General features: G+C 31.8%; 15 protein-coding genes. 14 read left to right on the plus strand and 1 reads right to left on the minus strand.

Annotated elements, in window-relative coordinates; genetic code table 11:
- Positions 1-2 precede the first annotated feature (2 nt).
- The 14 genes from J2772_RS05595 to J2772_RS05660 all read left to right on the plus strand — a co-directional run bounded on the left by J2772_RS05595 (position 3) and on the right by J2772_RS05660 (position 12188).
- Positions 3-2750: a hypothetical protein gene (locus J2772_RS05595; protein ID WP_209914172.1), complete on the plus strand. Its 2748-nt coding sequence runs from the start codon at positions 3-5 to the stop codon at positions 2748-2750.
- Positions 2743-3369, plus strand: a complete 627-nt coding sequence (locus tag J2772_RS05600; RefSeq protein WP_209914175.1) for a hypothetical protein — start codon at positions 2743-2745, stop codon at positions 3367-3369. Before J2772_RS05595 ends, J2772_RS05600 begins: the two co-directional genes overlap by 8 nt.
- A gap of 10 nt (positions 3370-3379) precedes the next feature.
- On the plus strand, positions 3380-4177 hold the full coding sequence (locus J2772_RS05605; RefSeq protein WP_209914179.1) for a hypothetical protein: 798 nt from the start codon (positions 3380-3382) through the stop codon (positions 4175-4177).
- Positions 4178-4253: 76 nt separating this feature from the next.
- Positions 4254-4697: a hypothetical protein gene (locus tag J2772_RS05610; RefSeq protein WP_209914182.1), complete on the plus strand. Its 444-nt coding sequence runs from the start codon at positions 4254-4256 to the stop codon at positions 4695-4697.
- A 43-nt stretch (positions 4698-4740) separates the two neighbouring features.
- On the plus strand, positions 4741-5646 hold the full coding sequence (locus tag J2772_RS05615; protein WP_209914186.1) for a hypothetical protein: 906 nt from the start codon (positions 4741-4743) through the stop codon (positions 5644-5646).
- Between the two features lie 9 nt (positions 5647-5655).
- Entirely contained in the window at positions 5656-6390 is a 735-nt protein-coding gene (locus tag J2772_RS05620; protein WP_209914188.1) for a hypothetical protein, read from the plus strand.
- A gap of 107 nt (positions 6391-6497) precedes the next feature.
- A complete protein-coding gene (locus tag J2772_RS05625) occupies positions 6498-7355 on the plus strand; it encodes a hypothetical protein (RefSeq protein WP_209914191.1) in 858 nt (285 codons plus the stop codon).
- A 3-nt stretch (positions 7356-7358) separates the two neighbouring features.
- Positions 7359-7832 (plus strand): DUF3592 domain-containing protein, encoded by a 474-nt coding sequence (locus J2772_RS05630; protein ID WP_209914194.1) that lies wholly within the window; start codon positions 7359-7361, stop codon positions 7830-7832.
- 40 nt (positions 7833-7872) lie between these two features.
- The gene (locus tag J2772_RS05635) at positions 7873-8766 is read left to right on the plus strand and encodes a hypothetical protein (RefSeq protein ID WP_209914197.1); all 894 of its coding nucleotides are present in this window, start codon (positions 7873-7875) and stop codon (positions 8764-8766) included.
- A gap of 44 nt (positions 8767-8810) precedes the next feature.
- Positions 8811-9494 carry a hypothetical protein gene (locus tag J2772_RS05640; RefSeq protein WP_209914200.1) on the plus strand — a complete coding sequence of 228 codons (684 nt, stop codon included), beginning with the start codon at positions 8811-8813 and terminating at the stop codon, positions 9492-9494.
- 11 nt (positions 9495-9505) lie between these two features.
- Positions 9506-10078 carry a hypothetical protein gene (locus J2772_RS05645; protein ID WP_209914202.1) on the plus strand — a complete coding sequence of 191 codons (573 nt, stop codon included), beginning with the start codon at positions 9506-9508 and terminating at the stop codon, positions 10076-10078.
- 29 nt (positions 10079-10107) lie between these two features.
- Positions 10108-10455: a hypothetical protein gene (locus J2772_RS05650; RefSeq protein ID WP_209914205.1), complete on the plus strand. Its 348-nt coding sequence runs from the start codon at positions 10108-10110 to the stop codon at positions 10453-10455.
- A 182-nt stretch (positions 10456-10637) separates the two neighbouring features.
- A complete protein-coding gene (locus J2772_RS05655; protein ID WP_209914207.1) occupies positions 10638-11477 on the plus strand; it encodes a hypothetical protein in 840 nt (279 codons plus the stop codon).
- A 42-nt stretch (positions 11478-11519) separates the two neighbouring features.
- A complete protein-coding gene (locus J2772_RS05660) occupies positions 11520-12188 on the plus strand; it encodes a hypothetical protein (RefSeq protein ID WP_209914211.1) in 669 nt (222 codons plus the stop codon).
- Between the two features lie 90 nt (positions 12189-12278).
- On the opposite strand, the gene J2772_RS05665 is transcribed toward J2772_RS05660, so the two are convergent.
- Positions 12279-13427, minus strand: a complete 1149-nt coding sequence (locus J2772_RS05665) for an MFS transporter (RefSeq protein ID WP_209914214.1) — start codon at positions 13425-13427, stop codon at positions 12279-12281.
- Positions 13428-13472 lie beyond the last annotated feature (45 nt).

The raw sequence follows: 13472 nt of genomic DNA on the forward strand, positions 1-13472 counted from the left end.
TTATGCCAAGTAATATTGAAAATACAGTTGGATTGCAGGGCTGTTACTGGAAGGTCAACGGTCAAACATTTGAGCCAAAAAAGGGGGGGACTTATGTTTTATATACAAAAGATACGAATGAGTTCTTTGTGGATGAAACTTGTGTAGGGGGAAAATCAAAAAATCCCAAACATACTGTTGCAAATGCAAGATGGGCTTTTATATATGATATTTTTTTTCAGAGCTTTAAAAATGCAGAGCAGAAAGATATAACAACCAATCTTTGGGGCCCACTCAGTGGAGGGACAGAAGTTGTCAGCAAATATGCGCTGGGAACAAATTATAAGGTAGGAAACAGTATTGCATTCAATCCTCAAGGTGATGTTTATTATTATGGATATAAGCAGAGAATTGAGCTGTTTAGTGATAGCCCTGGAACTGGGTTTTATTTTTACATTGTCCCTGTAAATAAACCTTTGATTAATTTTGCATATTTCAATAAAAGTGAAGAATTAAGGCATTACGGGGAAACAGCTAATCTTACAGTGATGTTTCATGGGTTTAACTTTGATGAGAAAAATAGGTATAAAGCCAGGGTGTTTCTATTTGAAAATACTGGAAAAGAGGCAGCATTGACTGAAACCGGTGATTTTGAGGACTTAAATCTTTGGGAGAACATCATTATAAAAGAGTTAGAGCAATACGAATCTGATAGTAATCATAATATTTACCTACGCCACAATTTCAATATCAATATTGATTGGAAAAAAGGAGAGAATAAAAAGAAAGATTTTACGATAGCTGTTGAAGTACTAAAAACCCCTAAAGATAAGAAAAGAGAAGACTGGAAAAGAGTTGATTTTAAAAACTTTGCCAAAGAGCCTACAACTGATTTGGTAAATTACGATAGCAAATTACTAAAATTGCAGGATGTAGATAAAAAGAACTCCATTTCCAGCAGGTTTATGGTTTCCGAAGAGTTGATGGATCAATACCTTGAGCGTATTGAGAAGGAGAAAAACAACATGATTCAGTATATTGGGGATATTGAATATAAGCAAAGAGAATTCGATCCATGTGGATATTCAAAGATTACGGTAAAAGATGAGGATGATAAGGAAAGAGACCCTTTGGTTATATTTGATGAAATGGCAGCCGTTGGATCAATTGATAAAACTGAGCAAAGTTTTGCTATCATAACAGGAGATACCAGGAAGAATATTTCCATTACTCTCGATAAACTTACTACACAAGATACTTTTTGTCAAGGCTTATTACTTGAAGATGGGCAAAAACATTCTGAAAAAAAGAATGTCTTCCAAGTAGACAAAGTATATGCTGCCTTAAAAAATGGAGCTACCCATGTAAGACAGGCTGATGCTACTCACCATGAACAGCAGAAAGGTGCAGGAGTTGCAACAACCAAAGAAAATGAAAATGATACAGACGTTGTAAAAACAAATAATGTATATGAAGTTTCTGGGGTTCAGCAGTGGAAGGAAGGGACTGATTACAAGATTGATAGTAATGAGAAAATTACCTTGATGTTGAAGTATTTGTATAACAGAACGGCCTTAGAGGATACCCAAAAGAAATATCTGGGACCCAAAAATAATGGTTTAGTAAATACTTTGTGGTTATTTAGATATTTTATTCTATCTGATGATCTTGCTCAAACTTTTTTCTTGCCGGTAAGCACATGCAGATACCCTAACCAGCTGGTAAAGGTTAAAGTGTATCCGGATATTGAATGGGAACTGGCATTTTTAATTACTATTGGAGCTGGTTATTCTAATAAACTTAGATTTGAGAGAACTAGATTAAATGCATATCATAGAGGATACAACTTTAGGTATTTAAGAGATGAGCTGAATGTTGAAGTTAAAGAAACGGCTAATTTAGGTTGGTCTATTGCTGGTAAATGTGTAGAAAATGGCAATGAACACTCGTTAGGATTTGATGGAATAAAAAGAACTGTTGAGCTACTCGTTTCAGGTTTTAATGCGAGTCTTGAGGTTCTTAATATCTTAAATCCGGATGGTACAAATCCTGCAGATAGCGCGGCTGTAAGTAAAAAAATTATTGAGATAGATTTTGCTATAGACCCGCCTAATATTGGATTTGCCCTCAGTAAAAAATTTGGAGAAGCTACCACAAAAGAAATTGTACCTATTTATAAAGGTGGATTTAGGGCAGACCCTCTCATCGGAATAACGATCAGTGTTGATATGGTTCCTATTATTGGGAAGGCGGGATTAATAGGTAAAATTATAGATTGGATTATATTTGCAGTTGAAACTTTGACTAGCTCTGAAGTCTATATAACATTTGAAGCAGGTCTGGCAGTTAAATTTGATTTCACTTTATCCTATAATAGAGTGGATGGATTGGATAGTAGAAGCCATGGTGAACAAGTGGTTACTGTGGAAGTACCTATTAGTGTGAAAGCAGGGTGTAAAAGTGATGATGTTATTACAATTGCAGCTGTTACCAGAGGTGGAAGGACTTATCCTGAGCAAAAATTAGAAAAATGGAAAGTTGAAGGGCAGCTTAGTACCACTTTTACATTTACAAAGACCTACGGATATGATAAAGAGAAAAGTAAACAATATGAAACATCAAAAGGAGTCTGGAATCCTGCTGAAATAACTATTACTTGTTATATGATTACAGCCTCTAAAATAACTGGACAGCCAAAGAAAAGTGAAAAGTTTAAACTATTTGATGAGAAAACATTATTTGAAAATCCTAAAAATTATACAGATGAATAATAAAAAATATAATATCAAATTCTTCTTGCTATTGGCTTTATTTGTTGTCTTTCAAAACTGCCAATCCCAATTAAAAGAAAATCCTAAGTATCTAGGATCTAAGGAAGGGAGTATAGATTTAGATAAAGTAACTTTTAAAGAAAATATTGATACATTATTTTCAAAGGTTCCTCACGTTGAGCTGGATAGAACAAATGAAAAAAGTAAAGCTTGGTTATATCGAAATAAAATTGAAGATAAGAATGCTAAGGTATCCATAGTTAACCTTATGGAGCTTAGCAACAATCGGGTAGATGTAATTGCAGATAAAGACAAAAAAATACAAGCCTTTACATCATTTATAGAAACCAATAGAGATCCTGGTAATCTCATTAATGATTTGGATAAAAAATATGGTAAATATAGAGTTAAACTTAAACCCAATAAAAGATTGGAATTTTCTAACTCAAAACTTTATCAATGGAATTTTCCGGATAAAATTTATGCCATAACAATTTCTAAATTGCAAGAAAAAGAATACACAGTGAATATAGCTGTTGTTAAGTCTAATATCGATAAAAATACAATGTCAATAGATCTTTCTCCTATATGTTTGGATAAAGATTGTAAAGAAAATTAATATAACCACAATGCAGCATAACTATAAGAATCCTATATATGAGTTTTCAATTGATTCCCGTGAATGTTCAATTGATTTAAAAATAAATGGACTTCCTTGTTTTTCAAACTATGAACCAGGAGGTGTAGCAGTAGATTGGCCTGTAAACACTAATTTATTATCATCAGGCAAACAATTTTACTCATTAAGCCTGATGCCTTATGAAGATGAAGATTTTATAAATAAAAAAGCGATTGTTAAAGCTAAGATTTCCGTTAGAGATTCTTTAGATTTGTCTAAACCAAGATTATTGATTTCTGAAATTTCAATTCCTGATTTTTCAAAAGAAGAAGATTTAAGAAAAGAACTTCATATCAGAGGTGAATTTGATGCTAGTATCCCTTATAACCATGAAGGTTGGGTAAATTCCGTAAACATTATAAATGAAGATAAGGAACTGCTATTTGAAGAACTGAAAGATTTTTATGATGACTTGTACACTATTTTCAAGACTCACAACATCGATAAATATAAATCTCTAACCAATGTTCGATTTAGAGAATTATGCGGGTCGTTTTATCTTAATGATGAAGAAATGAAGAGAAGGGAAGTTTTGTTTATACCTAAATTTAAAGGAGCTATAGGCAAAGTATCTATTGAGAATTATGAAATGATTTTTTTAGCGGAAGGCAAGCTGGTTGCATTAAGAATACCTAATGAACCAATAGGATTAAAATTCATTTCCGATGATGATACTGATAATATTATCTATGAACAAGCTATTTTTCATCGAAAAAAGCCAGGTGATTCTCTTTCTCTGATAAGATAATAGCATAAAGATATATTCTAACGAATAGAGTGTTTCAATTAATGGTATTATTAATCTAAAATTAAATAGCTATTGTATGTTCTTAAATAAATACATAGAAGGAAACTTTCTAGTCATTGAAACGATTTTTTTCAAAGAAAAAATAAGAATTGATTCTATTGATGATGTTGTGATTTTTAATAAGTATCCTTCCAGAAAATATGCTATATATATGTTCTTTACTCAACCGATAAAATATGAAGCCAATAAAGGTTGGATTAATAGGATTTTCACGTTTATTCACGTGCACAATAATAATCCTTGTACGATCAAAAGAACCTATTACGATCATGAGATTGAGCCTTTACTTTTAATGATAAAGAAATGTCTTCCTGAGGCGCATTTGCCTGATTTGAAAGAAAGTTCATACTGGAGGACGGACGATGGAACGAATGTATTCTCCACGATGAAGGTTATTTATAGTCGAGAAAAACTTCTTTTAGCAAATATATTTAGAAAGCATGGGATGATGAAAGGATAAAATACTTTTATCTGTGTGAAGAGATTCAATAAAATAAAAAATGATGAGTAAAAATCTTTATCTTTTGTTCTTTCTAATAAATATTGGAGCGTTTGCTTGTTCCAATATTTATGGTCAGATAAAAGACGCAGCCATCAATTCCATCCATTCATATAGTACCACACCTGTCTATTCGCTACAAATGAATAAACAAGGATGCAAACTGGTTGTTGAAATGGAAAACAATGTTGACTATAGATTAACAGAGAATAGAGGAGAAAGTATTATGTTACCTTTAAACGTGATGATTACTAAAAGTGGTGAGCAAACTTTAAAAATTAAAATTTATCCAAAGGACGGAGACCAATATATTACTAAGTATGCCCATGTTAAAATTAATATTTTTAATGCACCTGATAAAAGTAGTTCTTTAAAAGATTACAAAAAAATAGCTGAATTTACTTTGCCAGAAGGATTAGAAAGTCAAAAACTTCCTTTTTATGAACATACAATTGATTTTGATGCTACAGTTCCTTTTGATTATAGTAAAGAGTTAGATAAGGCAGTTGCCCTTAATAAAATTCCTAATATTGAAGAGCTGGTGGTAAAAAAGTATAATGAAGTAAGAACCATTTGTGGAAAATCAGATGTAGCTGCATATACAAGCCTTAGTGCCCACTCTGCTGCCTTAGTATATAATGCAACATATACTGATATTCAGGAAGTGAAAAATAAAAGTGAGAATCAATATGGGATTGTAGATTCTAAACTAAAAAATAGAACTTTTATTCCTATTGAAAATTATTATATGCAATTCTATGCAAATAATAAAATTGTAGCATTATGGCAAAGAAACCACAACCCTTTATTGTATTTGAAAGGTGAGAACTCAGCAGGGAAAGTAATTGAAGGTGGCGATCCTTTATTTTTATATATGCCTGAAGGGAGTAATGAATTAAAAGCTTGGTAAAGGATTTTGATGGTTAGAATACATGGGCTTTTAGGATTTATAGTAAGAAATTTTTTTCTGTTTTTTCAAATATATGCTATCGTATATGTTTTTATTAACTCATATATTAATCAATGGTTTTCCCTAAATAGAGAATCTTTTTTTGAATTTGAAAAAGCCGTTGTTATCAATTTTTTTCAGGCAGAAATTTTATTCCTATATCTCTTTTATAAGAAGATTAGGAATAATAATAAGTCTGCTAAATTGAAAACTATTTATTTGAACTATCTGCATGATATGGAGAAACACGGAATTAATAAAAAGAAGGCTTTGATATCTATGTTGATTGCACTCATTATTTTAGTATCAATTTTTACTCTGTTGATATTGAAATCCCCATTTGGTAGCTTTATTGAATTAGTGATAGGACTTAATGAAATAATGATAAAAAATGTTGAAATATTGGTCCCATGTCTCTTATTTGCTGTTTTTCTATATTTTCAATTAAGATACGAGAGGCAAGATACCTCTTTCAGTGCCTATAGTCGATTTGGTATTATTATGTATAGCTTTTTTATTGCATTTCCAATATTTATTCTTCTATATGTTGTACGAGTTTATTTTTCGGGAAAAACAGAAGACTCTTTTGTGCCAGCAGGATTATTGGCCATTAATTTATCTTTTTTGATTACAATTATTAAGCAGAAGAGAATGGAAGGTAAACGAAATAAAGATATAGAACTTTCAAAAGTTGAGAAAAAGTAATGAATTGTAAATCATATGGTTGTAAAATAAATATTCCTGTTTTCAAATAAAAATAGAGTATATTCTGAGGCTAAAGTTAACTTACAATGAAATTAAGCGTAACTACAATGAAATTTTTAATATTCCTTTTATCCTTTACTTGTTTTTATGAGTGTGGAAAAGCTATGAAAAGCAAGCAAGAGTCTGTTGAATTGAAAAAGAAAACATATTATTTATATTACACCTTACGTGGAAATTATGAAGTTTTTTGTAACGGGATATCTCTATCTGAATATACGGATCAGGATGGTACTGCTATTGCCTCGGAATATTTAAATCCTCTAATCTCAGGTAAAGGAATGCAGACTGTCAGTATAAAAATAAATAGTTCTGATAGTAATATTTTGTCTCCGGAATATTTAAAAGGAGTAAAAATATCTCTTTATTATAGTGAAAATGGAGATGAAGGAGACTTGGTATTAGTGAAAGATTTCACCTTGAAGCCTTATAATGAAAACCAGCCAATGGTATTTGAAACATGGTCATTCAATGCAGATGTAGATTATGAAAATGAGAATCCATTAAATTCAGCAAGCGACTTAGCAAAAGAAGACTTACACAAACTGAGTGAAGATGTATTGAATAAATACAACGAGGTTTTATCTATTATTAATTCAGGTGATGCAAATAGATACAGTGAAATATATAAGAATTCTTTCAAAAGAGAAACAACTTCCATGTATTTGGATGTTAACGACACTCAAAAATATATAAATAATTTAAAGAGCAGAGTAATTGCCAGTAAAGGGTTTATGAAACCTATTGAAGGATATAAAATTAACATTAATCCTAATAATAAAATTGTAGAATTAACATCCAGCAAAGGTAAGCCCGTGCTTTATTCAATTGATGATAAAAGAAAAATCAAATTTTTCAGCTTACAGCTTTATCGCTCTTCAAAAACTGGAAAACTTGAGGTTTATTAAACCATGAAAAATAACAGTTTCTGGGTAAGCTTTTTCTTCCTTGTATGTATGCTTTTATTCCTTGGCTTCGGGGGAAAAGGACTTTATTACAGCTTAGAAAAATTTTATAAGCATACCAGTTTGGTGTTGAGTGGTGTAAAAACGGAAGGACATATTACAAGCTATACAGAAAGCAGAAAGCAAGAGAAGAATAAATATAAAAGGTTCTATTCTCCGATCATTAGCTATTATGACACTGCTAACAGGTCTTATACACTATATGCTGATTATAGCAGTAATAGTAAAGAATGGTCAAATGAAGTAACAATTTATTATGATAAAGCTGCTCCTTCAAAAGCCATTCGGGGTGGACTTTGGTATTTATGGTTTTCGCCGTTTATTGTACTGTGTCTGTCCTTGATTCCTCTGGGGCTAGGAATATATCTTCTTAAATATAGTATCAGAAATATGATGGGTGAAAAGTATAATAGAATTTGATTATTCACTACCCACAAAGCAACACTAAAAATACATAATGATGAATAGAATATTGCTTATATTTTTAATGATTTCTAGTTTTTCCTGTAGTCAGAAAACTAAAAGTGTATCAGCTGAAAACTCGAATGAGAATAAGACTTTTTACTTTATAGATTATGATTACAATAAAAAATGTGGTTTTGAAATATATATCAATGATATTCTTGTTCAGCGGTATACAAAACCCGCTGAAATAGCTAATGGAATCACTTCTATTAATTCATGTATCATAAGTTCCGGGAAACAGGATGTAAAAGTAATTTTATATCCTTTTAAGAATAAAGAAAACATAGAATCAGATGCTGATATTAGTTTGAAAGTCTTTTATTTGGATAATTATGATAAAAATAAAATCTTAACATCTTCGGGTCAGGGTAAAGTCATTTTTGATCTATCCAGTGCGGTAATAGATAAAAAGAATTCTAAGAAATGGAGTTATACTGGCCAGTTTCATATATCAAATATGCCTTATCATGTTGAGGGTTGGAGTAAATCCAAAAGCTTAAAGGGGATTCCTGGTATTGAAAAGAAAGTAAGAGATAAATTTGCCGTATTGCATAAAGCTTTGGATGAAAAGGACACCAAGCAATTTATGAAACAGTTGGCCAAAAGTATGAAAGAATCTAAAAGTTTTTATTATCTGACAGATAAAGATCAGGAAAATAGTATTAAGGAGCTTGAAGATCTTTTGTCTAAACCTAATATAAAAAGTGCACCTTTAGATAATACAGTTGTGAAATTTTATGCAAATGGACATTTAGCTTCATTAGAAACAATTGATGGCGAACCTGCATTAAGAATTATTCAGAAACAGGAAGGTCATAAATCAGAAGATGTTTTTCCTGTAATGCTTTTCATTCCACAAAACTCTGATGAATTAGAAGTGATAAGATAATCTTTAAATACAGATCTTTTACCATCCCTAAAACGCAATTTAATATGAGAAAAAAACTATTAATCTATTCTTTCCTATTGTTAGCAATTACTTCATGTCAGTCGCAGGAATATGGGAAGGATATTTTTGACTTAGAAAAGCTTTCTTTGACCCTGAATGTTGAGAAATTTTACAAAAAATCAATGGCAGGTTCAATAAGAGACCTCAATCATGTTGAAAAGAAGACCGTTAATGAATATGATGTAAGCTTGTATGGAGATAGAAATACAATAGTGGGAATAGAATACGATGTAAAAAGTTATTCACCTGAAGATACGGTCGCAAAGTTCAGGGAACTTACTTTTTCACAATTGGAGGCATTCACTACAGAAAAAGGGGATTTGATGCTAATGTCTGCTACAGGCCAAATCTCTTATGACAAAGTTCAAAATACAATAAATCAATTAACAAAAACCTACAAAGAACCTACTGTTGAAATACAAGAGTTCTCATTGTTTAAATCTTACCACTATACATGGGTTTTAGATGACAGATTAATCCAGATTGTCTCCGGAAAAAAGCTTGATTTTGATCAGCCGCATACCATATTAAGCGAAAAAGATAAGAAAGAAATCCAGGAAATAGAAAGTGATAATTTAGCACAAACGCATTTGTATATTTGTAATAAAGCGTATGTAAATCAATTGAAAGGAAAGTTGAACTCCGGAGATTGGTCTGACTTTAAATAAGGTATTTCATTTTGAAATTATCAGAAAATAAAAGCATTAGAACCTTTGGTTTTTTCGCTCCGGCTTTTAAATATGTCGGAATTATTTTCACATGGGTTAGCTTGATAAACAATGTGGATCCACAAAATTTCCTCACCGTTTTTGAAAAAAAGATTGAGTTTGAAATATTTCTGTTATCAGTCAGCTTTTTTCTAATAGGGCTTGGTCAAAATACCAAAACGAAAAATGATCCTGCAAATTATAGACTGTACATTATATTGTTTTCCTTATTCACCATAGGTTCTGTGATCGCAGTTTGGAATAATATTCAATTACTAACTTCAGTTCTTATCATTATGTTGACGAATCTGATAAGTTTTATAAGCCAGTCGGGTGAATATGGAATTTCAGCAAATGATATATTTATAAGTGGAAGAGGTTCAGTTTTTTGTTTTGTATGGGCTGTAATCTACGGAATTCCTGTCGGGCTGCTTTTAAAGTACTTCAACTTATGGGAAAATACTTTAATTTTAGGCACTGCAGTGATTGGCTATTACGTCGTATTATTGTTGTTTGAAATCAAATTTTTGTTAAAATCAAAATGATGAATAATACACCTAAAACCTAACAATCTATGTTTTATAAATTCTATTCAGAAGATCATTTTTTAATTCTTGAAAATCCATTCCTTAAAGAAAAAATAGCCTTTAATTCCATTGATGCTATTGTGATTTCTAGTCAATTTCCTTCCAGAAAATATTCTTTGTATATGTTCTTTACCCAGCCGGTGCAATATGAGGAGAAAAAAGGCTGGTGGAATAAAATCATCTGTGCCATCATTAATAATAACAATAATCCCTATCAGATCAACAGATCATATTATGACAATGAGATTGAACCCTTGCTTGTACTGATAAAGAAAGGTCTGCCGGAAGCAGATCTTCCTGATCTGAAAAATAGTCTGTTTTTGGAGAACAGATGATGGAACAAATATTTTTTCAAAAATGAAGGTGATGTATAGCAGGGAAAAGCTGCTATTGGCTGCTATTCTTAGAAAGCATGGGATGATGAGAGGATAATTGAATTTATCGTATTTTAACCATGAATAAATCAGCTAAAAACAGTTCTTTAGTGAGTAAACAGATTTTTATAATATTATTTCTGATGATAATCGGAAATGTTGGATGTTCAGGCAAATATAATCCCCAGGAAATTAAAAATGAAATCAGTATCAATCAGCCAATATACGAACTGGAGATTGAGGCTCAAGGGGCTTATTTCGAGGTGTATATTAATGATGTTCCTGTTTATTTTCATTATCAAATTGGTGCTACAGTATTCCGGATGCCTGTCAATAATTTCATACCCAAAAGTGGTGAACAAAAAATTTCATTAAAAATGTTCTCTATAGATGGAATATCATTTCCTTCCAATGCGGATGTATCTTTAGCAATTAATGAATATCCGAAAGGAGAGGCACAGCAGAGTAAATCTGTATTTTCTTATCAAACAATCGCTTTTGAGCCTAAAAATACTGGCAGTTTTAGCATAGAAAAATCATTTGAAGCCAATATTCCTTATCAATTGATTGATTGGAGACAAGGAGTTGATCTTACCAAGGAAGACCCGGAAGCAGTGAGAAAAGAAATAGAAAAAGTATATAGAGAGTATACGGAAGCATTTAAAAATGCAGATTTATCCAAATATAAAACATTGGCAAAATGGAGGCAGGAGAATATCTTTACTTCAATGTATTATACACAGGATCAGAAATCTCAGGTTGAGAAATCTTATGTTGATGGAATTCAAAACCAAAAAGTTAAACTTTTTCCATTAGAAAACTATAAACTTGTGTTTTATGGAAACGGAAAATTGGCCGGTCTCCAGAAGAAAAATGAAGCTCCGGGAATTTATATTGATAGTGAAAACAAAGACGATGCATTTTTGGAGTATATATTATTATACAGAAAAAGTAAAAATGCTCCTTTGGAAGTTATTCTGTAAAGAACTTAAGATGTTGCTGAAAGGCAAAAATTATATAATCAAATGAAAATCAAATATACACTCATCATTCTTTTTCTCAATCTGATGATGATTTCCTGCCAGTCAAAATCCGGACAAACAGATTTGAATATTCTGCAGGAACCTAAAAATGTTTTTAGTAATAAAACATATCCGTTGAGGTATCATAATTATATAGATGAGGTTCATAGTAGGGTTGTATTACAGGGCGCTCAGATTCAGGAAAAATGGCAGCCTTTCAAAGATCATAAGGTTGATTATATGGCTGTCTATTGTAATAAAGAAAGAATCATTGGTTTTAAAGGATATTTAGAAGCTGATGCGAAAAATAATAGAGATAAGACCTATCAGGATCTTGTAAAACAGATCTCAGCAGATAAGAATTATCGGCAGATTGAATTAAAAAAGGATGATCCGAATGTTGTAATCAATGAATGGGAATCAAAAGAATTGATACTTGGTTTAAAATATGAGAGAATAAATAAAAGTATTGCTTTGATAGCCGTACATAAAAGTGAGTTACCTTATTTTTATGATAAAGTCTTCTATGATGAATTTTTAACTTTAACAAAATTCAGAAACACTGATTCCAAGATTCATTTGAAAGAATTAAAAGTATTGCCTTCAGCGAATGATAAAAGTTTTTACAAAGAAAAATTTAAGGATCTGAAAAAGGAATATGAGACTAAATGAATCAGGAAACCAGTATAGAACAATGAAAAAATAGATAGCCCTTTGTTGTTTTTATCAACATATTATTCAAGAGAAAAGACCGCTTATAACTTAAACGGCCTTTTCTTTGGGGTAGAGGATCAATAAGGTAAGAACTCCAATTCCTGAAAAAATGAGACATGAAATTCCCAGATTCTGAATAAAACCTATACTTACCAAACCACTTCCTATCAGTACATAATAAATAAGCCCCAGCAAAGCTCCTGCGCTTCCGGTTTCGTTTTTATAATTGATTAACGCGGTGCTTAGAATATTTGGAATAGCTATACTGAAGGCCATCACAATAAAGAAGTAAGGAATCAGAAAATAAATTCCATAACCTGTTAAGACCCATACCAAAACAGATGCTGTAAATGACCCGGTCACACTGGAGGTAACCAAAACCTTAGGAGTAATATTCTTCAACAACAAAAATCTGTTCAGTTTTGCCCCCACAAAAGTTCCTGCAGCCAATATAATACTGCTGTATCCAAAAATATAGGATGAATACTGCTGTTCTTTGAAAATAAAAGGAGCCAGTGAATAATAGGAAAACAACAAAACATTAAAGCTCATAACCAATAAACAGCATCTGATGATTTCACGGTCTCTGAGCATTCGCTTTAATAAACCAGATAGAATCTTAAAATTGATTTCTTTTCTGGAATGGTGAGTTTCAGAAACATTTCTTCTGGAAAGAATATAAAATACCACTGCCACCAGATATAAAGTAATAAAAACCCCTTGATGGCCGGCTGAAGAAGACAGTACTGAACCAGTGGTCATTCCTATGACCGGACTGATGGATAAACCAATCCCAATCCATGAAAATACTTTGCTGATATGGTCTTTGTCATAGGTGTCACGCAGAATCGTCTGAGTAACGATGGAGCCTACAGAAATTCCAAATGCGGAAATAACTCTGGCTGTAAGTAAAACCATAAAGTTAGGAGCAAAAATGGCAGCAAAAGTCCCAATTCCATAAGTAATCAGCCCATATTCCAACGATTTTTTTCTTCCGATTCTGTCGCATTGTACACCCCAAAATGCCACTCCCAGAGCAAACGCGATAAAATACAGACTTATTGTTAAGGTTGTAGATTCTTCATTCACTCCAAATGTTTGCTGAACCATTGGCAAAACGGGACTGTAAATAGTTTCTACAAATTGAGGAAGCATGACCAGAAGCGTCAATAGCCAAAGCGGATTTGTCTTTTTCATTTTTTTCTGCAAAGTTTTGAAAAATTCAGTGTATATTTATAATGA

The sequence above is a fragment of the Chryseobacterium jejuense genome (assembly GCF_017877355.1).
GTDB lineage: Bacteria > Bacteroidota > Bacteroidia > Flavobacteriales > Weeksellaceae > Chryseobacterium > Chryseobacterium jejuense_A.